At 46.7% G+C, this 22,377-nt stretch carries 17 protein-coding genes and 5 tRNA genes; 20 read left to right on the top strand and 2 right to left on the bottom strand.

The annotated features are described in order from the left end of the window. Positions 1 to 13: 13 nt before the first annotated feature. Positions 14 to 2,086 (bottom strand): methyl-accepting chemotaxis protein, encoded by a 2,073-nt coding sequence (locus tag AB1S55_RS18415; protein WP_370979655.1) that lies wholly within the window; start codon positions 2,084 to 2,086, stop codon positions 14 to 16. Positions 2,087 to 2,328: 242 nt separating this feature from the next. Continuing rightward, complete coding sequence (locus AB1S55_RS18410; RefSeq protein WP_370979654.1) at positions 2,329 to 5,166, bottom strand: M16 family metallopeptidase; 2,838 nt, start codon at positions 5,164 to 5,166, stop codon at positions 2,329 to 2,331. A 184-nt stretch (positions 5,167 to 5,350) separates the two neighbouring features. On the opposite strand from AB1S55_RS18410, the gene AB1S55_RS18405 reads away from it, so the two are divergent. The 20 genes from AB1S55_RS18405 (at position 5,351) to rpoB (ending at position 22,318) form a co-directional block, all read left to right on the top strand. Then, entirely contained in the window at positions 5,351 to 5,716 is a 366-nt protein-coding gene (locus AB1S55_RS18405) for a response regulator (protein WP_370979653.1), read from the top strand. A gap of 88 nt (positions 5,717 to 5,804) precedes the next feature. Then, positions 5,805 to 7,067, top strand: coding sequence for a valine--pyruvate transaminase (locus AB1S55_RS18400; RefSeq protein WP_370979652.1), 1,263 nt, complete (start codon positions 5,805 to 5,807; stop codon positions 7,065 to 7,067). Between the two features lie 33 nt (positions 7,068 to 7,100). Beyond that, the gene (locus AB1S55_RS18395; protein ID WP_370979651.1) at positions 7,101 to 8,711 is read left to right on the top strand and encodes an NAD-dependent malic enzyme; all 1,611 of its coding nucleotides are present in this window, start codon (positions 7,101 to 7,103) and stop codon (positions 8,709 to 8,711) included. Between the two features lie 112 nt (positions 8,712 to 8,823). Continuing rightward, positions 8,824 to 9,948, top strand: a complete 1,125-nt coding sequence (gene alr / locus AB1S55_RS18390) for an alanine racemase (RefSeq protein WP_370979650.1) — start codon at positions 8,824 to 8,826, stop codon at positions 9,946 to 9,948. Next, on the top strand, positions 9,948 to 10,928 hold the full coding sequence (gene birA / locus AB1S55_RS18385; RefSeq protein ID WP_370979649.1) for a bifunctional biotin--[acetyl-CoA-carboxylase] ligase/biotin operon repressor BirA: 981 nt from the start codon (positions 9,948 to 9,950) through the stop codon (positions 10,926 to 10,928). Before alr ends, birA begins: the two co-directional genes overlap by 1 nt. After that, positions 10,925 to 11,656 (top strand): type III pantothenate kinase, encoded by a 732-nt coding sequence (locus AB1S55_RS18380; RefSeq protein WP_370979648.1) that lies wholly within the window; start codon positions 10,925 to 10,927, stop codon positions 11,654 to 11,656. The genes birA and AB1S55_RS18380 overlap by 4 nt, the downstream gene beginning before the upstream one ends. 92 nt (positions 11,657 to 11,748) lie before the next feature. Continuing rightward, entirely contained in the window at positions 11,749 to 12,405 is a 657-nt protein-coding gene (locus AB1S55_RS18375; protein ID WP_370979647.1) for an SPOR domain-containing protein, read from the top strand. A 57-nt stretch (positions 12,406 to 12,462) separates the two neighbouring features. Then, a tRNA-Thr gene (locus AB1S55_RS18370) sits at positions 12,463 to 12,538 on the top strand. 59 nt (positions 12,539 to 12,597) lie between these two features. Beyond that, a tRNA-Tyr gene (locus AB1S55_RS18365) sits at positions 12,598 to 12,681 on the top strand. A gap of 105 nt (positions 12,682 to 12,786) precedes the next feature. After that, a tRNA-Gly gene (locus AB1S55_RS18360) sits at positions 12,787 to 12,860 on the top strand. Positions 12,861 to 12,891: 31 nt separating this feature from the next. Continuing rightward, positions 12,892 to 12,967, top strand: a tRNA-Thr gene (locus AB1S55_RS18355). Positions 12,968 to 13,039: 72 nt separating this feature from the next. Next, positions 13,040 to 14,263 carry an elongation factor Tu gene (gene tuf, locus AB1S55_RS18350; RefSeq protein WP_370979646.1) on the top strand — a complete coding sequence of 408 codons (1,224 nt, stop codon included), beginning with the start codon at positions 13,040 to 13,042 and terminating at the stop codon, positions 14,261 to 14,263. A gap of 74 nt (positions 14,264 to 14,337) precedes the next feature. After that, positions 14,338 to 14,413 (top strand) — tRNA-Trp (locus AB1S55_RS18345). Positions 14,414 to 14,467: 54 nt separating this feature from the next. Then, on the top strand, positions 14,468 to 14,839 hold the full coding sequence (gene secE, locus AB1S55_RS18340) for a preprotein translocase subunit SecE (RefSeq protein ID WP_370979645.1): 372 nt from the start codon (positions 14,468 to 14,470) through the stop codon (positions 14,837 to 14,839). Between the two features lie 10 nt (positions 14,840 to 14,849). After that, positions 14,850 to 15,383 carry a transcription termination/antitermination protein NusG gene (gene nusG / locus AB1S55_RS18335; protein ID WP_370979644.1) on the top strand — a complete coding sequence of 178 codons (534 nt, stop codon included), beginning with the start codon at positions 14,850 to 14,852 and terminating at the stop codon, positions 15,381 to 15,383. A gap of 91 nt (positions 15,384 to 15,474) precedes the next feature. Further along, a complete protein-coding gene (gene rplK, locus AB1S55_RS18330; protein WP_370979643.1) occupies positions 15,475 to 15,909 on the top strand; it encodes a 50S ribosomal protein L11 in 435 nt (144 codons plus the stop codon). Position 15,910: 1 nt separating this feature from the next. Beyond that, positions 15,911 to 16,606 (top strand): 50S ribosomal protein L1, encoded by a 696-nt coding sequence (gene rplA / locus AB1S55_RS18325; protein WP_370979642.1) that lies wholly within the window; start codon positions 15,911 to 15,913, stop codon positions 16,604 to 16,606. Between the two features lie 398 nt (positions 16,607 to 17,004). Further along, positions 17,005 to 17,535: a 50S ribosomal protein L10 gene (rplJ, locus tag AB1S55_RS18320; protein WP_370979641.1), complete on the top strand. Its 531-nt coding sequence runs from the start codon at positions 17,005 to 17,007 to the stop codon at positions 17,533 to 17,535. Between the two features lie 45 nt (positions 17,536 to 17,580). Beyond that, positions 17,581 to 17,958: a 50S ribosomal protein L7/L12 gene (gene rplL / locus AB1S55_RS18315; RefSeq protein ID WP_370979640.1), complete on the top strand. Its 378-nt coding sequence runs from the start codon at positions 17,581 to 17,583 to the stop codon at positions 17,956 to 17,958. A 289-nt stretch (positions 17,959 to 18,247) separates the two neighbouring features. After that, a complete protein-coding gene (gene rpoB, locus AB1S55_RS18310) occupies positions 18,248 to 22,318 on the top strand; it encodes a DNA-directed RNA polymerase subunit beta (RefSeq protein WP_370979639.1) in 4,071 nt (1,356 codons plus the stop codon). The last annotated feature ends 59 nt before the right edge of the window (positions 22,319 to 22,377 follow it).

The following is a 22,377-nucleotide window of genomic DNA, read 5'->3' as shown; positions in this document are numbered from 1 at the left end:
TAAATCTTGATAATTAGTAGCCATCAACTTTATCTATTTTAAATTCATTAATATATTCATTGAGTTTATGGCCGCTACTAGTTAGTGCTTGGGTAGCTTCTACCGTGGTATTGGCTCGTGTTGCCGCCATCTCTGAGTCATCTCGAACGGCTACTATTCTTTCGCTGATTTCGTTGGACACTGAAGCCTGTTCTTCTGCCGCTGTAGCGATTTGAACCGCCATTTGAGTGATTTTATCCAGCTCCTCTTTCATGATTTCTACAGTCGCAGCGCTGTCGACCACCACGCTTACGGCTTTGCTGCCTTCTTCTTGCAAGCTTTGCATGTTCGATGTTGCTGCTTGGGCGCCTTGTTGTAAGCTTTCAATTTGAGCGCGAATTTGCTCAGTGCTTTCTTGTGTTTGCTTGGCAAGACTGCGAACTTCATCAGCAACAACGGCAAAGCCTCGGCCTTGTTCGCCTGCGCGTGCAGCTTCAATGGCCGCGTTTAATGCCAGTAGATTGGTTTGCTCGGCGATACCTTGAATTACATTCAGTATGTTGCTGATCAGGGTGCTTTCTTCATGCAATTTATTAACGACGTCACTTGTCGAACCTAGCTCTTGGGTTAGGCGCTCCATCATCGAGCGGCTTAATGATGCGTTATCCGCATTTTTAACCGAAATGTCTCCTGCATTTTGTACTGCTTTTGAGGTGTTTTTAGTCATCTCGTTTATTTGTTCGATGGTTGTGGTCATTTCTGTAACCGCAACGCTTATGCTGTCTGTTGCGCCAAGTTGATTGTCACTCAGAGCGAGGCTTTGATTCATCGAGTCGGCCACATCTGAGCTGATGTCGTTCATAACTTGGGCCTGTGTTTGTACCCCTTGCAAAGTGCTGTTGAAACTGGAAACAAGTTGGTTAAATGTTTGACTTAACTCAGCTAGCTCATCTTTACCATTCTCATCTAAGTGAGTGCGCATATCCTTATCTTTGGCCAGTTGTTTCATTGAATAAACAAGCCTTTTTAATGGCTTGTTTATGCTGTAGCCGATAAAGTAGGACATCGTGGCGATTAAGCCAAAGACCCCTAGTGTGAGTAGCAGGGTGCTGATTAAACTGGTGGATGCGGCTCCCAATTCTTTGTCTTTTTCTGCCATAAGCTCATCTAGTACTTCTTCAATGGTTCCTTGGTAAGCGCTAAAAACCTCTTTTGTAAGGTAAGACCAGTCTAGGCCTTTTAAGTCTATACGCTGGTTGATTAAACGATCACCGCTTGCACGGACTTCCGTGATGAACTTTTCAGCTTTTTGAAAGTTGTTATTGTTATTTAATCTCTGCTCATAGATGTTCCTGGCTTTGGGGCTAGCAAAGGCGTTAAATAAATCTAAAAACTCTCTTTCTTTAGTTTGTACTCGGAATATTTGTGCGTATACATAAGGTTCCAGTCCTTTTTCATTGTAAGCAGCAGCAAAGATAAAACTATTTGCTGCTGCTGATTCGGCGCTGGCAACAACAAGGTTATAAAACGCATTAGACATTAGGCCAAGTGTTTTATTTTCTGAGGCGATAATAACTACTTCGCTTAGGGAAACGACGAGTAATCTAATCAGTCGGCGCATTTCGTATATGGTGTGAACATCGTAGCCAAAGGCAGCTTTATTGGATGTGTCAACATGGCTTTTTTTGTCTGCGGCGGCACGGACATGGTGATACTTTGAAAGTACGTTTTGTAATACCTCGATACGATTGTTGAGAGAGGGGAATAAGGCTAGGCGGGTTTGATTTTTTTCTATGAATGTTAGGTATTGCTCGATATATCTGTCACTTGTATTTCGAAGCGACATCATCTTGGCGCGTGCTGCTGAAGCTTTCTCTTCTGAGCTGTCGATATAGAGACGGGTGTATAAGGACTCTTCAATGGAAGCATTGATAAGCGGTGATGCATTTTTTACATAAAGTAGTACCGTGTCTAAGGCTTCCATGCTCTTTTTCTGCTGCCAGGCGTCACTCATTCGTTCAAAAGAGAAGAGGAAGATCGCGGCCAGTGGTACGAGTGTCAGAATTAAGATTCGGGTGCGGATTTTTATTTGATTCAAAACCTGCATAAGTCTTTGCTCTCTTGTGTGTATGCGCCTTGCTTCATATGTCGGTTCGACAGCCCTTGTACCGCCTTGTTTTGTGGTGGTATAGGCTTCGCCCCCCCGTTAATAGTGGTGTTTTTTTTAGTCTAGTTGCAAAGCGGGCTTCGCGCCATTGAGAGGGCGGCGCTGCATTTAAGCGGGTTTGATCTGCGGTTTAGAGGACGCGAGGGCGCCCTCTGGAGGGTATTGAGTTATTGTAGAGGGAGTTAGAGTTTTTCACCTTCTTCATTGAGCTCCGTGATGGGGTAGCCAAGCTGTTGAAGCTTAGTGAATACGCTTTCTTTATCACCTACAACGACAATTATCATATTGTTGATGCGCAAATGCTTTTGAGCCAGTTCGTCGATACGCTCTTTGCTGATATTGTTGATAATTTGTTTTTGTGTATCGACATAGGTGCTATCGAGCCCATAGCGTTGCATAGTTGCTAGAAAGCCCGACTTTTGTCTATTGCTTTCATATTTTAACGCGTCACCTTGGGCAACTGAGCTTTTCATAAAGCGCATTTCGTCATCATGAATGCCTTGCTCGCGCATCAGCTCAAGTTCTTTCATTATTTCACTGATAGCAAGTGTGGTGCCGTCTTGCTTTACTGAAGTTGATACAGTAAAGCGCCCGGGTAATTCGCTGGCTTGGAACCAGCTGCGAGCACCATAGGTAATGGCTTTATCTTCGCGTAAGTTTAGGTTGATGCGGCTGTTAAAGGCACCCCCAAGTGGGAAGTTCATTAAGTAGCGTTCAAAGTATTCACCTGTTGGGTCATAGAGCAAATCACTTAAATAACCAATTCGTATTTCACTTTGAGCTGCGCCTGTTTTATTCACAAAAAACAACTGGGTGTGGTCATAGCTTGGTGTTTTGGGCAGGGTGGGCTTGGATGGTTCTTTGCCCTGCCAGTTGAATAAAAAGTCTAGTTTTTTAAGTGCGCTTTGTTGATCGATATCACCGACAATGACAAGTTCTGCATCTTTAGGGCTAAAGTGTTGTTGGTAGAACTGACGGCTGTCATCAACTGTAATATTGGGTAGGGTATTGACTAGGTCGGTTTCAGGAGCCCCTGAAAAATGGCTTGGGCCGAATATTTGTCGACGATATACCAGTTCGGCAATGCCGCTTGCTTGAGTGGTTGTTGCTTTAGCACTTTCAATTTGTTGTTGTTGCAGGCGAGCAAAATCTTCTTCTAGAAAGGCCGGTTTAAAGAGTTTTTCTTTTAATAGCTCTAGAGTGCGGTCTAAGTTTTTACTGAGGCTGCTTACATAAATATTAAAGCGCTGGCTGCTGGGCTGAAAGTGAATAGAGCTGCCAATAAGCGCAAGCTCATCGGCAATGGCTTTCTCGCTGTAATTCTCAGTGCTGGTATTTAGCATAAAAGTGCTGATACCGGCCAAGCCGCGTTGCTCCATGTTGAGGCTGTCGAGGATAAAGCCGCCGCGTAAACTTAGCTGAATATTGATCAGTGGAAGGTCGTGGCTTTCGCTACCGATAATATGAATGCCGTTGTCACTTTTGGTGCGCCAGTTCTTAGGTACGCTTACTAATTTGGCGGGGCCAGCTTGGGGTTGAATACTGCGATCAAAATTATCTTTTGCTTTTTTGTAGCTTAAGCCGCTGTAGTCAGTGTGCGGATATGGGTTGTTACCCGAGCTAGGAATTTGGTAGTTGTCAGCTTGCGCCGGTAAGCCATCCGGGCTTGCTAATATACTTAGGATCAGAGCCGGTTGGTCTTTTATGTACTTGCGATAGACTCGCATAATATCGTCTTTGCTTAAGCTGAGATGGGCTTCAAGCTCCGTGTTGAAGTAGGCTGGATCGTTGGCAAAGGTATTGTAATAAGCGAGTTGGCTGACCTTGCCAGATACCGTCTCAAGGCCGTGTACAAATGAGCTTTCATAAGCTGCTTTGTATTTAGCCAGGTCATTATCACTTGGGCCGTTTTGCTCGAAGTTATCGAGGGCGGTGCGTAGCTCTTGTTCGAATTCACTTAGGTTTGCTCCTGGAAAGGGCAGTACAAACATAAAGAACTGGCCGGCGAGCTCACTGCTCATTTGCGAGGCTGACGCCTCTAGGGCTTTTCGGCTAGCAATCAAGTTCTGATATAAATAGCTGCTTTTACCGCCGCCAAGAATCGATGCTAGGCATTGCAGGGCGGCGGCATCCGGATGAAACTTCTCAACGGTCGGGAAGCTCATGGTGACAGCCGGAAAGCGGATTTTGTCGTCGTAATAGCTGAGGTAGCGGTCTTGTTCAAGGCTAAAGCCCATTGCTTCTGCGTCTTTAACTTCAGGTCCTTTGGCTATGCCGCCAAAATATTTTTCTACTAAGGCCATAACCTCGTCTGAGTTTACATCTCCGCCGATAGTGAGGGTTGCGTTATTTGGGCCATACCAGCGCAAGAAAAAGTTGCGCAAGTCTTCGGCAGTGACGCGGTCTAGGTCTTCAATATCGCCTATTGTGAGCCAGCTATAAGGGTGGCCATAGGGGTAAAGTCCTTTATTGATAAGCTCAAAGGCTCGGCCATAGGCGCGATTGTCGTAGTTTTGTTGTTTTTCGTTCTTAACCGTTGAGCGTTGAACTTCGAATTTCTCTTGGGTGATGCCCTCAAGAAAAAAGCCCATGCGGTCAGCTTCTAACCAAAGCATGGTCTCTAGATAGTTAGAGGGCACGGTTTCAAAGTAGTTGGTTCGGTCTTGGTTGGTGGTGCCATTCATCGTGCCGCCAGCTTCGGTGACGATTTTGAAGTGCTCTTCATCGGCAACATTTTCTGAGCCTTGGAACATCATGTGCTCAAAAAGGTGAGCAAATCCGCTTTTCCCAAGCTCTTCCCGTGCGGAGCCAACATGATAAGTGACATCAACATGCACGAGCGGATCACTGTGGTCTTCGTGAATAAGAACTGTCAGGCCATTAGCGAGCACATGGCGCTCGTAGGGGATCTGCAGTTCTTCTTGCGCTTGTTGTGAGGTTTGTTTGGCTTCTTGGCTGCAAGCACTTAAAAATAAAGCTGTCAGGCTTAGAATAAAAAGCGTAGGGCTCAGGGCTTTCATCGTTATATCGTCCGTAGTTGATGAAGGGCTAGAATGGGGTGCAACCCTAGCAAAGCTTGAGCTATTTGTCTGTTTTGCCTCTACTGGCTTGGCTTCTTTATGTTTTTTTTATGCTTTAGCGGTTTTTATTCAGGCTCTGACTATACTGGAGGAAGTACTATATACGGAGCTTGAGTTAAAACGAATGAGCATGCCGCTGCTGATCTGCGATGACTCCAACATGGCGAGGAAACAGGTTGCTAAGTCTCTACCCGAACACTGGGAGGCGGAGGTGACCTTTGCCTGCAATGGTGTGGAGGGTTTAAAGGCTATTCGTGAGGGTAAGGGGGAGATCGTATTTCTCGATCTGACCATGCCTGAAATGGACGGCTATCACGTGCTGGAGTCGGTGCGTGAGGAAAATCTTAAGGCTATGATCATCGTGATTTCTGGGGATATTCAACCCGAAGCTCAAGATCGAGTGAAAAAGCTTGGAGCTTTAGCGTTCATAAAAAAACCCATTAATAAAGATAAGCTTGCAGCGACTTTGCAAGAATATGGTTTGTATTAATTTGCCGTTTAGGTGTACTGGTGTGATCAATATGCGCGAAGCACTTAAAAGGGTATGCTAGGCCGTTATCTTTTAAGTAGTTCAGTGCATGTCTTACCCTAGTTTATTCGCTCAGCGCCTGGCTTCAGGTTCTGGTATTGTCGATCTGATGGCTGATCTCGGCGAGGCGCTAAATGTAAATCCGTCGATGTTATTTCTTGGTGGCGGTAATCCTGCCCGTATTCCTGAGTTTGAGGCTTTGATGGCGCAAGAGCTCAAACAGTTGGCCGGTGATGAAGAGGCTGTGCACCGCTTGTTAGGTGTATATCAAAGCCCTCAGGGTTCAGAGGCCTTAATTTCCGAGCTCAGTGCTTTTTTTCAAGGCTTGGCATGGCCGGTGACGGAGCAGAATATTTGTTTGAGTTCGGGCTCGCAGTCTGCTTTTTTTATGTTATTCAACTTGCTTGCAGGACCGGAGGCGCATGCCGAGGGTAAAAAAATCCTGCTACCTATGCTGCCCGAGTACTTGGGCTACGCTCAACAGGGCTTAGCTGAGCATATGTTTGAGGCGTGTGCGCCGCTTATAGAAGAGCAGCCTGGGCAGCGCTTCAGTTATCATTGTGATTTTGAGGCAGTTGAGTCTCGTTTGGCTGTAGGTGATATTGCTGCTTTGTGTGTCTCTCGCCCTACCAATCCTAGTGGTAATGTTCACTCTGTCCAGACGATGGAGTGCTTAGGTAGGCTTGCAGATAAGTACCAAATCCCATTAATTGTTGACGCCGCTTATGGCGACCCTTTTCCAGGGGTGGTTTATGATGCAGAGCCTATCGCGTGGAAGCCTAATCGTATTTTTGTTTTAAGTTTGAGTAAATTGGGGCTGCCCGGCGTGCGTACAGGTATTGTTGTTGCTGATACGTCGCTGATTGAAAAATTGAGCGCGATCAATACCGTATTAAGCTTAGCTAATGGTAATCTCGGCCCAGCTTTATTCGAATCACTGTTAAAGGCCAAAAAATTAAAACCTTTGTGTAGCGATTTAATACAACCTTTCTATGAGCGTAAGCGTAACTATATGCAAGCGCTTATCGATACTCATTTACAGTCGCTACCGTATCGCTTACATCAGGCGCAGGGTGCTTTTTTTCTTTGGTTGTGGTTAAAAGATTTACCGCTTACTTCGTTTGAGCTTTATGAGCGTTTAAAAAAGCGCTCTTTGTTGGTTATGGATGGCAGTCACTTTTTCTTCGGTTCGCAAGTGCTGGGTTCCCATCAACATGAATGTTTAAGGTTATCTTATTGTGCTGAGGATGCTGTGCTTGAGCAGGCGGTTATTCTATTGGCTGATGAACTTAAGCAGCTCTATGCTGTTTAAGGCTAGGAAAGTGTATAAATCTAAGGAGTGCTCATGGCGCTAAGTGGCAGTGAAATACTTAATAATCCTCGTTTAAATAAAGGCACAGCGTTTACTCCCACAGAGCGAGGCGCGCTTGGTTTAACGGGATTGTTACCGCCTTTTGTTTCCACTCTTGAGCAGCAAGTTCAGCGTGCGTTAGCGAATGTGCGTCGTCAGAGTAGTGATATTGATAGGTATATTTATTTAAGTTCTTTGCAAAAGCGAAATGAGCGTTTATTTTTTCGTTTGTTGATTGATCATATTCAAGAACTCATGCCTTTGGTTTATACCCCAACCGTAGGTCAGGCTTGTGAAGAATTTGCCGCTAACTTTAGAGATACAGCCGGTTTTTATGTGTCGATAGAAGATAAAGGCAGTGTTTCTTCTGTGCTTTCGCATTGGCCAGAAAAAGATGTTCGTCTCATTGTTGTCACCGATGGTGAGCGCATATTGGGTTTGGGAGACCAGGGTGCCAACGGTATGGGCATTCCTATTGGTAAGCTAGCCTTGTATTGCGCTTGTGCGGGGGTGGATCCAGCCCATTGTTTACCCATTATGTTGGACGTAGGCACGGAGAATGAGGTGTATGTGAATGACCCTTTGTATTTGGGCTTGCGTCAGCAGCGTGCCCGAGGCCAAGAATACGATGAGTTTATGGATGAGTTTATTGAGTCTGTTAAGCAGCGCTTCCCTAAAGCTTTATTGCAGTTTGAAGATTTTGCTACGGATAATGCCGTAGCCTTGTTGGAGCGTTATCGCGAACGCTTACTTTGCTTTAATGATGATATTCAGGGTACGGCGGGGGTCGCGGTTGCGGGTCTGATAGCATCTACAAGGTTAACGGGTAAAAAATTAAGCGAACAGAAATTCTTGTTTTTAGGCGCGGGTTCAGCCTCAACAGGTATCGGCGCTTTGTTGGTCAAAGTTCTGGAGCATGAAGGCTTGAGTGAGCAGGAGGCTTTGGATCGGTTATTCTATGTTAATCGCAGTGGTCTTGTTGTTGAAGAACCGGGGCAGGTCTTTGGGGCGCATCTTGCGCCGTTTGTTAAATCGATGCCAGCGATGAGCTTTGGGCAGGCTGTTGATACTATTAAACCTGATGTGCTTATTGGTGCAAGTGGAACGCCTAAAGTATTTACTCAGGATATTATTGAGTTTATGGCGCAGCATAACGAGCACCCAGTTATTTTTGCATTATCGAACCCGACATCTAAGGCTGAGTGTAGTGCTGAAGATGCCTATTTGTGGAGTGGTGGTCGTGCTATTTTTGCCAGTGGTAGCCCATTTGGCCCAGTGCATGTTAACGGAGAGATTAAAGTTCCGGGGCAGGGCAATAATGCTTATATCTTCCCAGGTTTAGGTTTGGGGGCTTTGCATGGAGGTTTAACGCGCATAGATGATGAACTGCTTATTTGTGCTGCTCAGACCTTGGCAAATACAGTAACGGATAAAGAGTTGGCTCAGGGTTGCTTGTACCCGCCTTTACATAATATTCGTAGTGTTAGTGTCGCTATTGCTAGCGCTGTCGCTCAAAAAGCGGAAGAGTTGGGGGATGTGCGCAGGCCTTTGGTGGGGGATTTTGGTGAGCGTTTGCGGGCCTCCCTATACGATCCGCGCTACTAACTGCTCTATCGCCTTTGAAGGTGTTTGTGCCGTATAGACTAAGTGCGGTGCAAATACTGGAAATTCCTGCCTGCCTTTGTTTAGATGCGTTTTTTAATAAAGCGGCCCTCAGATGTCCTTTTCTACTAGCCAATACACAATTGACTTAAATGCGGTTGCAGCCAATTGGTGCAAGTTGAGCTCCTACGCAGGTTCCGCTGAATGTGCTGCGGTGGTTAAAGCCGACGCTTATGGGCTAGGGCTTGAGGCGGTAGCGCAAAAGTTATACCTGCAAGGATGTCGGCATTTTTTTGTTGCCAATATCCTTGAGGCTGAGCAGTTAGCCCTGATTCTACCTGCCGGCTCTGTGCGAATTTATATTTTGACGGGCATCCGCAGTGGAGAGGAGCTGCGCTGCCAGCAGGCTGGCTTGATTCCTGTATTGAACTCTTTGGCCATGCTGAGGCGCTGGCTGGCTTCCTGCGGCCCTACACCTAAGCCTGCTGCATTGAAGGTGGACACTGGCATGGGGCGGCTGGGTTTGGGGGTGCAAGAGTTGGCCGAATTAGTGGCAGAGCCGGGCTTGTTGAAAGCTGCTGGTATTGAGTGGGTTATAAGCCACCTTGCATGTGCTGATGAGCCAGAGCATCCGCAGAATGCACTTCAACTCAAGCGTTTTAATGATATTCGTCAGCAGCTATTAAGCCTCGCCCCCTCTCTGAAGTTTAGTCTTGCTAACTCCGCAGGGGCGCTGCTTGGCTCTGCCTACCATTTTGATTTAATCCGCCCCGGTATTGCTCTATATGGGTCTAATGCTTTTATCGACAGTGACTTACATTTTTCTCCTGTATTGGAGCTTCGCTTGAAGGTATTGCAGTTGCGTCGTATCGAGGAGGCTTGTTACTTGGGCTATGGGGCTAGCTATCAGGCCAGTCCTGGTCAGCTTGTTGCTGTGACTCAAGGAGGTTATGCGGATGGATTATTTCGCTCTCTAGAGTCCGCTGCGCAAGCATGGGTGGGCAACAAACCTTCTGCATTGCTGGGGCGTGTTTCGATGGATAGTTGCTTATTTGATGTCACTAACTGTGCAGAGGCGTTTACCTGCGCTGAACATGAATGGCCTGCTTTAATGTTGGTGGGAGAGCAACAAAGTATAGATGATCTGGCTAAGGCCGCTGGAACCATAGCGTATGAATTACTTACCTCCTTGGGGGAGCGCTTTGCGCGCAAGTACTTAGATGATGAGGAGATAGTTTAGTGGCCGTTTTAAGTGATGGCGTTTGGCGTTTATTACAGCTGCTGGCCGATGCGCAATGGCACAGCGGAGAGGAATTGGGGGATGAGCTTGGTATTAGTCGAGCTGCCATAAGTAAGCGTTTAAAGCAGCTGGAAGAACTAAACCTACCGATAGAGTCTGTGGCAGGTCGTGGCTACCGTCTACTTTCTCCTTTGGATTTACTTTCAAGTGAGGGGGTAAGCGCTTGCTTATCTGAAGAGCCTTTTTTAAAAGGTTTACAGCTTATATTGCACCGACGAATTCCCTCAACCAATGCTGAGCTTATGCGTCTTCAGCGGCAGCGTTCAATTCATGGGTTGGTTTGTGTTGCCGAGCAGCAAAATGCTGGGCGAGGTCGTCGTGGTCGTGTATGGCATAGCCCCTTTGCCCAAAATTTATACCTATCTGTTGGTTGGCACTTTCAGGGGGGGATTGCTGCTCTTGAGGGGTTGAGTCTAGCAGTTGGTGTTGTCTTGTGTGACGCCTTGGTAGAGCTGGGTGTTGAGTCTGCTCAGTTGAAGTGGCCAAACGATGTGCTTGCTTTGGGCAAGAAGCTGGGTGGGGTGCTCATTGAGCTCGCCGGCGATATGGATTCAGAGTGTGTGGTGGTGCTTGGTGTCGGTTTGAATGTGTTAATGAGTGAGGCCGAGGCTATTGATCAGCCATGGCTTGCTTTGCAAGAGTTGGGTTATAGAGGAAGTCGAAATCAATTATTGGCGATAGTTCTCAAGCACCTTTTTCGTTTGCTTGATAGTTATGAGCGGGATGGCTTTGTGGCTTATCGGCAGCGCTGGAATCAATTAGATGCTTTTGCTGGCAGCGTAGTCACCTTAACTTCGCCCTCTAAGGCATATTCGGGGATTATGCGTGGAGTTGATGGCGATGGTGCCGTTCTTATTGAGCAGGATGAAGGTTTGCAGAGGTATATTGGTGGTGAGCTGAGCCTAAGGGTTAGCGAGTGATCTTGGATCTTGATCAGGGTAATACGGCACTTAAGTGGCGAATCACAGATAAAGGGCGGTGCTTGAAAGAGGGTGTTGGTCAACTTGATCTGCTTGCGCGTGATATTGCAGGAATGAGTTTTTCTGCGGTCTATTTGGCTAATGTAGCCGGTATTGAGCGTGAGGCTGAATTAAGGACGCTTTTAGCTGGTTCGCTGTCGGCAATTTATTCTGATGGTGTGTGTGTTGCCAAGGTGGTTGATGGTTTGCACGGCCTTGAGCTTGCTTATGCTGATGTGTCGAGCTTGGGGGTTGATCGCTGGTTGATAATGCTGGCTCTATGGCGAGAGCTGGCCTCAGCATTCACAGTGGTTTCTTGTGGTACAGCAGTTACTGTTGATCGTGTTAATGCTCTCGGGCGGCACGAGGGTGGCATGATCGCGCCGGGTTGGTCTTTGCTTGAGCGTGCAGTAAGCGATGGCATGGCTAATATTGATGTTGGTGTAAACCTTGCCGAGAAGAAACAGGTTTGGGGTGTTAGTACCAGTGAGTGTGTTGGTCTTGGTGTTACTTGCATGTACCAATCTTTTATTACGAGCATTATGTCGGGTTTTAAATCGGATGAATCCGCTATCATCATGTGTGGCGGTGGTGTTGATAGTGTTAAGCACTTGTTGCCAGCGTCAGGGCAATTGCGTTCCAACTTGGTATTAGATGGTTTGGCTCTGCTTCGGCTGGGAGCTGATTGATTGTTGGGTGGCGGGGCTTGTGACTGTAATAGTTGTGGTTTTGGTTCGGCGGTTGTGGCAGGTGGCTTCAGCTTGGGTTAAGGATAAGCTTTATGAGATATATTTTTATAAGCCTTCTATTGGTCAATATTGCGTTGGCTGTATGGGGTTTTAGTGGGGTTGCTGAGACAAAAGTCTCTCCGTCTAGTCCGGGTGTATTAGCGCCAGTACTTAAAACAATGTCGCAGGAAATAGTGCCGCGTAGTGATGCGCCGGACCCGGCTGAGGCATCGCCTGAAATGTGTGAGCTGGTAGGCCCTTTTGATCAGGGAGGGGAGGCAGAAGCCTTTGTTGAGCGCTTGCAGTCGGTTGAAATCGAGGCGGTCATAAAGCAGATAGAGCTTCCTGCTGGGCAGAGTTATTGGGTGCATCTACCACCAGAAGATAGTGAGACGACAGCGTATCGAAAATTGGCAGCTTTACAGGGGCAGGGGATCGAGAGTTACGTTATTGCTCAAGGTGAGTTGAAAAATGCAGTTTCATTGGGGGTGTTTACCTATCCCGAGTTGGCGGATAAGCGAGTCGATACCGCAAAAGCGATGGGTCTTGATGCTCAAGTTACTATTGTTGAAAGAACCCAGATTGAGACATGGGTGTCCATTCGTCCTGAATTCGTTGAAAAAATGAGCGATTTGACATGGTCTCGCATGCTTGAGGGCATGGGGGAGCAAGAAAGAAGACAAAATTTCTGTTTACCTGTTGCATCCTGAAAAATGTTTCTCTAGAATCCGCGTCCTCATTTGAGCAAAGGCCCGAATGAACAGAGAGCTGATGTAGCTCAGTTGGTAGAGCAGCTGACTTGTAATCAGCAGGTCGTAGGTTCGACTCCTATCATCAGCTCCATTTATTTGCAGTAATCGATCAGTCGTTTATTGCCTTGTTTGTGAAGCAAGTAAAATTTCGCAGGGGTTCCCGAGTGGCCAAAGGGATCAGACTGTAAATCTGACGCGCAAGCTTCGGTGGTTCGAATCCACCCCCCTGCACCATATTCAAATTGCCTTAGGGTGATTTAGGACGGTCGGTGTAAGTCGATCTGCTCTTTGTGAGCATGGTGGGATCCTGCGGTCGCACCGCCCGAAAGGGTTTGATAAGCGGGCGTAGTTTAGTGGTAGAACCTCAGCCTTCCAAGCTGATGATGCGGGTTCGATTCCCGCCGCCCGCTCCAGGTCTTGACTCGGCTACGGGTCAGTAGTTTGGCTCTTGTAGCTCAGTTGGTAGAGCACACCCTTGGTAAGGGTGAGGTCAGCGGTTCAAATCCGCTCAAGAGCTCCATTTTTATAGCCATCAGGGGTGTCTCTGGTGGTGTTTTTGTATGTATAGGTCCCAATTGAGGAGACGTTAGCGATGGCTAAGGAAACTTTTGAACGTACGAAACCCCACGTTAACGTGGGTACTATTGGTCACGTTGACCACGGTAAAACAACTCTAACTGCTGCGCTTACTCGTGTTTGTGCTGAAGTTTGGGGTGGTGAAGCGATTGACTTTGCTGGTATCGATAATGCTCCTGAAGAGCGCGAGCGTGGTATCACCATCGCAACTTCGCATGTTGAGTACGATAGCCCGACTCGTCACTACGCCCACGTAGATTGCCCAGGTCACGCCGACTACGTTAAAAACATGATTACTGGTGCTGCTCAGATGGACGGCGCTATCCTTGTTTGTGGTGCGACTGATGGTCCTATGCCTCAGACTCGTGAGCATATCTTGCTTTCACGTCAGGTTGGTGTTCCTTACATCGTAGTATTCCTTAACAAGGCTGACCTTCTTGCTGAAGACTGTGGCGGCGTTGATTCTGAAGAATACGCTGAGATGCTTGAGTTGGTAGACATGGAAATCCGTGATCTTCTATCTACTTATGAGTTCCCTGGTGATGACACGCCTATCATTGCAGGTTCTGCATTGATGGCTCTTAACGGTGAAGATGACAATGAGTTGGGTACTTCTGCTGTTAAGAAGTTGGTTGAGACTCTTGATGAGTACATCCCAGAGCCTGAGCGTGCAATTGATCAGCCTTTCCTAATGCCAATTGAAGACGTATTCTCGATCTCTGGTCGTGGTACTGTTGTTACCGGTCGTGTTGAGCGCGGTATCATCAATGTTGGTAACGAAATTGAAATTATCGGCATCAAAGAAACAACCACTACTACTTGTACTGGTGTTGAGATGTTCCGTAAGTTGCTTGACGAAGGTCGTGCAGGTGAGAACGTTGGTGTTCTTCTTCGTGGTACTAAGCGTGATGAAGTTGAGCGTGGTCAGGTTCTTGCGATCCCTGGTTCAATCACTCCTCACACCAAGTTCGAAGGCGAAGTTTACGTGTTGTCTAAAGATGAGGGTGGTCGTCACACTCCATTCTTCAAAGGCTACCGTCCTCAGTTCTACTTCCGTACTACTGACGTAACTGGTGCTTGTGAGCTTCCAGAAGGTGTTGAAATGGTAATGCCTGGTGACAACATTCAAATGTCTGTTACCTTGATCTGTCCAATCGCGATGGAAGAAGGTTTACGCTTCGCTATCCGTGAGGGTGGTCGTACTGTTGGTGCGGGCGTTGTTGCTAAAATTATTGAATAATATTAGCTCTTGATTCAAAGGGCTGGCTGTCCGCCAGCTTTTTTGTCTACCGGGTTGATCACCCGGTTTGATACAGGCCAGTAGTTCAATTGGTAGAGCGTCGGTCTCCAAAACCGAAAGTTGGGGGTTCGAGTCCCTCCTGGCCTGCCATTATTTCGCATTACAGTCTTCGGGCTGTTTTGTTCGTTTGTGAGTACGTCGTTCATGAGTACTAAAGTCGAAGAAAAACAATACCGCCTTGACCCGTTGAAGTGGTTGGTAGCTGTCGCCCTTGTAATTGGTGGTGCGGTTGCATTCTCATATTTTGAGGAGCAGTATGCCCTGCTAATACGTGTTGTAGCGGTAAGTGCCGTTATTGTATTTGCAGCTTTTGTTGCGGCAAATACAGCAAAGGGTGCTGCATTTTGGTCTTTATTAAAGGCCGCTCAAGTTGAGGTTCGGAAGGTTGTATGGCCTTCGCGTCAAGAAGTGACGCAGACTACATTGATTGTGCTTGTGGTTGTGTTGATTGCGGCGCTAATCCTATGGGGGCTTGATACCATCATAGGTTGGTTAGCTTCGTTAGTAATTGCTTAGGTAAAAGTTCATGGCGAAAAACTGGTACGTCGTACATGCCTACTCTGGCTATGAGAAAAAAGTAGCCGCTGCTCTACTAGAGCGTATTGAGTTGCACGGCATGCAGGATATCTTTGGTGATGTGCTTGTTCCCACTGAAGAGGTGGTTGAGATTCGCGGTGGCCAAAAGCGTAAGTCGGAGCGCAAGTTTTTCCCGGGTTATGTTCTAGTGCAGATGGAGTTGAATGACGACAGCTGGCACTTGGTAAAAGAAACTCCTCGCGTAATGGGTTTTATTGGTGGTAAAGCGGATAAGCCTGCGCCAATTACCCAGAAAGAAGCAGATTTAATTCTGCAGCGTATGGATGACAGTGCAGATAAGCCCAAGCCTAAGACTCTGTTTGAGCCAGGTGAGATGGTTCGTGTTACTGATGGTCCATTCAATGACTTTAATGGTGTTGTTGAAGAAGTAAATTATGAGAAGAATCGCCTGCAAGTGGCTGTTCTGATCTTTGGCCGATCAACTCCGGTGGAATTGGAGTTTGGTCAGGTTGAAAAAGTTTAACCGAGCTTAATCGGTTTTTGATAATCGGGGAGCCTTTGATTTATCAGCCCTCCAGCTGTTAATAGGCAGTTAACCCAAACTAGGAGGCCACATGGCTAAGAAAGTTGAATCATATATCAAGCTGCAAATTGCAGCTGGTAAAGCAAATCCAAGTCCACCGGTAGGTCCTGCTCTAGGTCAGCACGGTGTGAACATCATGGAATTCTGTAAGGCGTTTAACGCTGCTACTCAGAGTCAAGAGCCTGGCGCTCCTGTTCCTGTAGTGATCTCTGTTTACAGTGATCGCAGCTTCACCTTTACAATGAAAACTCCTCCTGCTTCTTACTTGCTGAAAAAAGCAGCTGGTATTAAGAGTGGTAGTGGTCGTCCAAATACTGAGAAGGTGGGCAAAGTTAGCCGTGCTCAGTTAGAAGAAATTGCAACAGCTAAAGATCCAGATCTTACTGCTGCAGATATGGATGCTGCTGTGCGTACCATTGCTGGTTCTGCACGTGCCATGGGTCTTGAGACTGAGGGTGTAATCTAAGATGGCTAAATTAAGCAAACGTCAAAAGTTGATTGCTGAGAAAGTTGAGTTGGGTAAGCAGTACTCAATCGATGAAGCAGTTGCTCTATTAAAAGAATTCTCAACTGTTAAGTTTAGCGAGACAGTTGATGCAGCGATTAATCTAGGTATTGATCCTCGTAAATCTGATCAAGCTGTTCGGGGGGCTTCTAGCTTACCTCACGGTACAGGTAAAGAAGTTCGTGTTGCCGTATTTACCTCTGGTGCTAACGCTGATGCTGCTAAAGAAGCTGGTGCTGATCTGGTTGGCATGGAAGATCTTGCAGCACAAGTTAAAGCTGGTGAGATGAACTTTGATGTTGTTATCGCTGACCCTGCTGCAATGCGTGTTGTTGGTACTTTAGGTCAGGTGCTTGGTCCTCGTGGTCTTATGCCCAATCCTAAAACTGGTACTGTAACTCCTAATGTTGCCGCTGCAGTTAAAAATGCTAAAGCTGGTCAGGTTCGTTTCCGTGCTGACAAAGGTGGTGTTATCCACGGCGGTATTGGCAAGATCAGTTTCGACGTTAACGCGATTAAGGAAAACCTTGAAGCGCTTATCGTCGACTTGAAGAAGGCGAAGCCTGCTTCAGCAAAAGGTATTTACCTTAAGAAGATCAGCTTGAGCACCACTATGGGCCCAGGCTTAGCAATCGACATCGCTTCAATCGAAGCGTAATCGACGGCATCAGAGGAGGCTTCTAGCTGAGCCTCGCGTCACACGACGTGACGCCATTCGTGAAACGAATGCGAGCATCAAAAATCAAGGAGTCCCACGCGACCCCGTTAAGATTTTTTATGCGACTAAAAGCTAAAGCCAGAAGCTTTAGCTTTTTAAAAAAAGAACTTTGTGGTCTGTGTGAATTAAGTTGTATCACGTAGGCCGTTAAAGACCGTAGGCGTTCTGAGAAATGTTTTCCCGTCTTTATGAGATGGGTTTTCAAAGAGCTTAAATCACCAGCCTACGCAAACGGTGTGACCCAATCCAGATTTTTGATGGACTGATCACCGCTTAACTGGCTAGTCAAGCAATGGTGCTTGATTAGCTTAACCTTCAAATCCAGGAGATTTATTAAAATGGCTATTGGACTTGAAGATAAGAAAGCGATTGTTGCTGACGTTAATGAAACAGCCGCCAATGCTTTGTCATTGGTAGTAGCTGATGCTCGTGGTGTTACCGCGGGCGCCATGGATAGCTTGCGTAAGCAAGCCCGTGAGAACGGTGTTCGTCTTCGTGTTGTTCGCAACACTTTGGCGAAACGCGCAATGCAAGGTACTGAATTTGAGTGTGTTGAAGATGCACTTGTTGGTCCAAGCATTTTTGGTTTCTCAATGGAAGATCCAGGTGCAGCTGCGCGTCTTTTCAAAGACTTCGCAAAAGAGCAAGAAAAGTTCGAAGTAAAGGCCCTTTCCGTTGGTGGAAAAGCGTTGGAAGCAAGTCAATTAGACGCGCTAGCATCGTTGCCTACACTTGAGCAAGCTCTTGGTCAGCTAGCTTCTGTCATGATTGCACCAGTTACCAAACTGGTTCGTACCTTCAACGAAGTGCCTACTAAGGTTACTCGTGTTGTTGCTGCGGTTCGCGATCAGAAACAAGACGCTGCATAACCCGCTTTTTTTATTTTTAAATAGTTTTAACCGGAGATTAATATAATGGCTCTGTCAAAAGATGACATTTTGAATGCAATTGCTGAAATGAGCGTAATGGAAGTTGTTGAGCTTGTTGAAGCAATGGAAGAGAAGTTCGGCGTATCTGCCGCTGCTGCTGTTGCTGTTGCTGGTCCTGCTGCTGGCGGCGACGCTCCAGCTGCTGCTGAGCAAACTGAGTTTGACGTAGTTTTGACTGCTGTTGGCGATAAGAAAGTTAACGTAATTAAAGCTGTACGTGAACTTACTGGTCTTGGCTTGAAAGAAGCTAAAGGTCTTGTAGATGGCGTTCCATCTGCAATTAAAGAAGCGGCTTCTAAAGACGACGCTGAAGAAGCTAAAGCTAAGCTAGAAGAAGCAGGTGCTTCTGTAGAGCTTAAGTAATTGCTTCTTAAGGCTTAACTCGCCTTAAAGCGAGGGCTGGTGGATCTTTGGTCTGCCGGCCCTTTCGTGCTTGTGGGAAAGTGATCTATATTGACTTCCTATTAGCAACGGTTTTAGCTCTAAACCCATCATTATTGGTTAGAGCAAGACCAGCCAAGTTGGAATGGCTGGTTGCCCCGCTCAGGGGATCAGCAGTACAGGCTGTTGATGTGAAATGGGGCCGCCGCAAAGCAGTCAGAGCAACTGCTTTGGGCAACTATCCTTAAACAAGCTGAGGAATACCACGCGAATGGCTTACTCGTACACAGAAAAAAAGCGTATCCGTAAGGATTTTGGCAAGCTGCCACATGTCATGGACATCCCGCACTTGCTGTCGATTCAGTTGGACTCTTACCGACAATTCGCACAGGCTGCAAAGCCGGCGGGCGAAAGAAAAGACATCGGTCTGCAAGCCGCCTTCAAATCAGTATTCCCAATAGCTTCGTATTCGGGCAGTGCTGCTCTTGAATACGTAAGCTACAACCTCGGCAAGCCCGTGTTTGACGAGAAAGAGTGTATGTTGCGTGGTGCAACGTTTGCTGTACCTCTTCGCGTGAAAGTTCGCTTGATTATTTACGATAAAGAATCGTCGACTAAAGCGATCAAAGATATTAAAGAGCAAGAAGTTTACATGGGCGAGATTCCGCTCATGACTGATCATGGTACCTTCATTATTAATGGTACTGAGCGCGTTATTGTAAGCCAGTTACATCGCTCTCCAGGTGTATTCTTTGAGCACGACAAAGGTAAGACTCATAGTTCTGGTAAGTTACTTTATAGTGCGCGTGTCATTCCTTACCGTGGTTCTTGGTTGGACTTTGAGTTCGACCCTAAAGATCTTGTTTACGTTCGTATCGATCGTCGCCGCAAGCTTCCAGCGACAATTTTATTGCGCTCGCTTGGTTATACCAATGAGCAGATTCTTGATATGTTCTTCGAGACCAGCAGCTTTGAGTTAAACGGTGATGAGATCAAGCTTGAGCTTGAACCTTCACGTTTACGAGGTGAAATTGCGAGCTTCGATATCAAAGATGGCGAAGGCAATATCGTTGTTGAAGAAGGTCGTCGAGTGACGGCTCGTCACATTGGCAAGTTAGAGAAGGCCGGCGTGAATCAGTTGGTCGTACCTGCTGATTATGTACTGGGCTTAGCGCTTGCTAAAGATGTTGTTGATACCAACACCGGCGAAGTATTGCTTGAGTGTAATACTGAGATTACGGAAGAGGTTCTCGAAACCCTTAAAGAGGGTGGTGTTGCAGCGATTGAGACTCTCTATACCAACGATCTCGATTGTGGTTCATTTATTTCTGATACCTTGCGTATAGATCCAAGTCGCACTGAGCTAGAAGCTCTGGTAGAAATCTACCGCATGATGCGCCCTGGTGAGCCGCCTACGAAAGAAAGTGCCGAAGCTCTATTTGAGAACTTGTTCTTCAGTTATGAGCGTTATGACTTAAGTGCTGTTGGTCGTATGAAGTTCAACCGTCGTTTAGGTCGTGACGAAGAGACCGGCGAAGGCATCCTTTCTAAAGAAGATATTGTTGATGTTCTTAAGACATTGATCTCTATTCGTAACGGTCAAGGCACCGTGGATGATATTGATCACCTTGGTAACCGTCGTGTTCGTTCGGTTGGTGAGATGGCTGAGAACCAATTCCGTGTTGGTCTGGTTCGTGTTGAGCGTGCTGTTAAGGAGCGCTTGAGTATGGCTGAATCTGAGGGCTTGATGCCTCAGGATTTGATCAACGCAAAACCTGTAGCAGCTGCTGTCAAAGAGTTCTTTGGCTCGTCGCAGTTGTCGCAGTTTATGGATCAGAACAACCCGCTTTCAGAAGTAACTCACAAACGTCGAGTTTCTGCCTTAGGCCCCGGTGGTCTAACGCGTGAGCGTGCGGGTTTTGAGGTTCGAGATGTACACGCGACTCACTACGGTCGTGTATGTCCTATTGAAACACCGGAAGGTCCAAACATTGGTTTGATCAACTCACTAGCGACTTATGCTCGCACGAACAACTACGGTTTCCTTGAGAGCCCTGTTCGTAAAGTGGTTGATGGTAAGGCAACCGATGAAATCGAATACTTAAGTGCCATTAACGAAGCTCACTTCGTTATCGCTCAGGCTTCAGCAACACTTGATGACAACAACATGTTGACTGATGAGCTAGTTAGCTCTCGTCACATGGGTGAATTCACCCTCAAGACGCCATCCGATGTTGAATACATGGACGTGAGCCCTCGTCAGGTTGTATCGGTTGCAGCGTCTTTGATTCCTTTCCTTGAGCACGATGATGCTAACCGTGCATTGATGGGATCGAACATGCAGCGTCAAGCTGTTCCTACTCTTAAGGCTCAGAAGCCGTTGGTAGGTACTGGTATTGAGCGTCGAGTCGCTTCTGACTCCGGTGTGTGTGAAGTTGCACGTCGTGGCGGTACTGTCGAGCGTGTTGATGCTGGTCGTATCGTTATTAAGGTACACGATGCAGAGATTGAGGCCGGCGAAGCTGGTGTTGATATCTACAACTTGACTAAGTACACCCGTTCTAACCAGAACACCTGTATTAATCAGAAGCCTCTAGTGCGTATGGGCGACACAGTTGCTCGTGGCGATATTCTAGCTGACGGTCCTTCTATTGATTTGGGTGAATTGGCTCTGGGTCAGAATATGCGTATCGCATTTATGACTTGGAATGGTTACAACTTTGAGGATTCGATCCTTGTAAGTGAAAAAGTTGTTCAGGAAGATCGTTTTACTTCTATCCACATTCAAGAGCTTACTTGTATTGCTCGTGATACTAAGTTGGGTAGCGAAGAAATCACTGCTGATATTCCTAACGTAGGTGAGGGTGCGCTTTCTAAACTTGATGAGAGCGGTATCGTTTACGTTGGTGCGGAAGTCATTGCTGGCGATATCCTCGTTGGTAAAGTAACGCCTAAAGGTGAAACTCAGCTAACGCCAGAAGAAAAGCTTCTACGTGCCATCTTTGGTGAGAAAGCGTCTGACGTTAAAGATACCTCATTGCGTGTGCCTTCAAGTGTTAAAGGTACCGTTATTGATGTTCAGGTCTTTACTCGCGATGGTTTAGAAAAAGATCAGCGCTCTAAAGAAATTGAAGAGATGATGCTGGGCGAGGTTCGTAAAGACCTCAATGAAGAGTACCGCATCATCCAAGAGGCTACTTTTGAGCGTCTTAAGCGTGCTCTAGTAGGGCAAAAAGCGTCTAACAACGCCGGCGTAACTAAAGGTTCTGAGGTTACGGCTGAGCAATTGGATGCGCTTGAGTTTACTGAGTGGTTCAAGATTCGCATGGATGATGACGCTCTAAACGATCAGCTTGATCGTGCTGAAGAGCATCTTGAAGAGTCGCGTAAAGAACTTGATGCACGTCTTGAAGATAAGCGTGGCAAGTTAGAAAGTGGTGATGATTTAGCTCCTGGTGTGCTTAAGATTGTTAAGGTCTATCTTGCTATTAAGCGTCGCATTCAGCCAGGTGATAAAATGGCGGGTCGTCACGGTAACAAGGGTGTAATTTCTACCATTGTTCCTGTTGAAGATATGCCTTGTGATGAAAATGGTCGTCCTATTGATATCGTCTTGAATCCGCTTGGTGTTCCTTCTCGAATGAACGTAGGTCAGGTTCTTGAGATGCACTTGGGTCTTGCGGCTAGAACACTGGGTGAAAAAGTTGATGCTATGGTCAAACAGCAGCGCCAAGTGGCCGAGCTGCGTGAGTTCCTAGGCAAGATTTACAATCACAGTGATGAAGTGAAGCAAGAGCAACTTGATAGCTTTAGTGACGCTGAAATTTTAGAGTTGTGTAAGAATCTAGCAGGTGGTGTGCCAATGGCTACACCAGTATTTGATGGCGCCAAAGAAAGCGAAATCAAAGAGCTGCTTAAGTTGGCTGATTTGCCTGAAAGTGGTCAGATGACGCTGTTTGATGGCCGTACCGGTGATCCGTTCATGCGTCCTACAACTGTAGGCTATATGTACATGCTGAAGTTGAATCACCTTGTTGATGACAAGATGCACGCCCGTTCTACCGGTTCGTACTCGCTTGTTACTCAGCAGCCTCTGGGTGGTAAAGCTCAGTTCGGTGGTCAGCGATTTGGTGAGATGGAAGTTTGGGCTCTTGAAGCATACGGTGCAGCATATACCTTGCAGGAGATGCTCACGGTTAAGTCGGATGACGTTGCTGGTCGTACTAAGATGTACAAAAACGTTGTTGATGGCGATCACCGCATGGAGCCAGGTATGCCGGAATCCTTTAACGTACTTGTTAAAGAAATCCGCTCACTTGGTATTAATATCGAGCTCGAATAATCCATTTGTATTTGACTTAAGGTGGGCTGCAGCTTTTTAGCAGCCCGATAATCAGCGTT

The sequence above is a fragment of the Agaribacterium sp. ZY112 genome, assembly GCF_041346925.1.
Classification (GTDB): Bacteria; Pseudomonadota; Gammaproteobacteria; order Pseudomonadales; family Cellvibrionaceae; genus Agaribacterium.
This window is presented reverse-complemented; position numbering and strand designations above follow the sequence as displayed.

What these genes read in the sequence shown, in the direction of transcription:
- alr (WP_370979650.1), top strand. Translation starts at nt 8,824, where the DNA reads ATGTCCTTTTCTACTAGCCAATACACAATTGACTTAAATGCGGTTGCA.
- rplJ (WP_370979641.1), top strand. Translation starts at nt 17,005, where the DNA reads ATGGCTATTGGACTTGAAGATAAGAAAGCGATTGTTGCTGACGTTAAT.
- rpoB (WP_370979639.1), top strand. Translation starts at nt 18,248, where the DNA reads ATGGCTTACTCGTACACAGAAAAAAAGCGTATCCGTAAGGATTTTGGC.
- secE (WP_370979645.1), top strand. Translation starts at nt 14,468, where the DNA reads ATGAGTACTAAAGTCGAAGAAAAACAATACCGCCTTGACCCGTTGAAG.
- rplA (WP_370979642.1), top strand. Translation starts at nt 15,911, where the DNA reads ATGGCTAAATTAAGCAAACGTCAAAAGTTGATTGCTGAGAAAGTTGAG.
- rplL (WP_370979640.1), top strand. Translation starts at nt 17,581, where the DNA reads ATGGCTCTGTCAAAAGATGACATTTTGAATGCAATTGCTGAAATGAGC.
- AB1S55_RS18400 (WP_370979652.1), top strand. Translation starts at nt 5,805, where the DNA reads ATGTCTTACCCTAGTTTATTCGCTCAGCGCCTGGCTTCAGGTTCTGGT.
- AB1S55_RS18395 (WP_370979651.1), top strand. Translation starts at nt 7,101, where the DNA reads ATGGCGCTAAGTGGCAGTGAAATACTTAATAATCCTCGTTTAAATAAA.
- AB1S55_RS18375 (WP_370979647.1), top strand. Translation starts at nt 11,749, where the DNA reads ATGAGATATATTTTTATAAGCCTTCTATTGGTCAATATTGCGTTGGCT.
- AB1S55_RS18410 (WP_370979654.1), bottom strand. Translation starts at nt 5,166, where the DNA reads ATGAAAGCCCTGAGCCCTACGCTTTTTATTCTAAGCCTGACAGCTTTA.
- AB1S55_RS18405 (WP_370979653.1), top strand. Translation starts at nt 5,351, where the DNA reads ATGAGCATGCCGCTGCTGATCTGCGATGACTCCAACATGGCGAGGAAA.
- AB1S55_RS18415 (WP_370979655.1), bottom strand. Translation starts at nt 2,086, where the DNA reads ATGCAGGTTTTGAATCAAATAAAAATCCGCACCCGAATCTTAATTCTG.
- nusG (WP_370979644.1), top strand. Translation starts at nt 14,850, where the DNA reads ATGGCGAAAAACTGGTACGTCGTACATGCCTACTCTGGCTATGAGAAA.
- rplK (WP_370979643.1), top strand. Translation starts at nt 15,475, where the DNA reads ATGGCTAAGAAAGTTGAATCATATATCAAGCTGCAAATTGCAGCTGGT.
- tuf (WP_370979646.1), top strand. Translation starts at nt 13,040, where the DNA reads ATGGCTAAGGAAACTTTTGAACGTACGAAACCCCACGTTAACGTGGGT.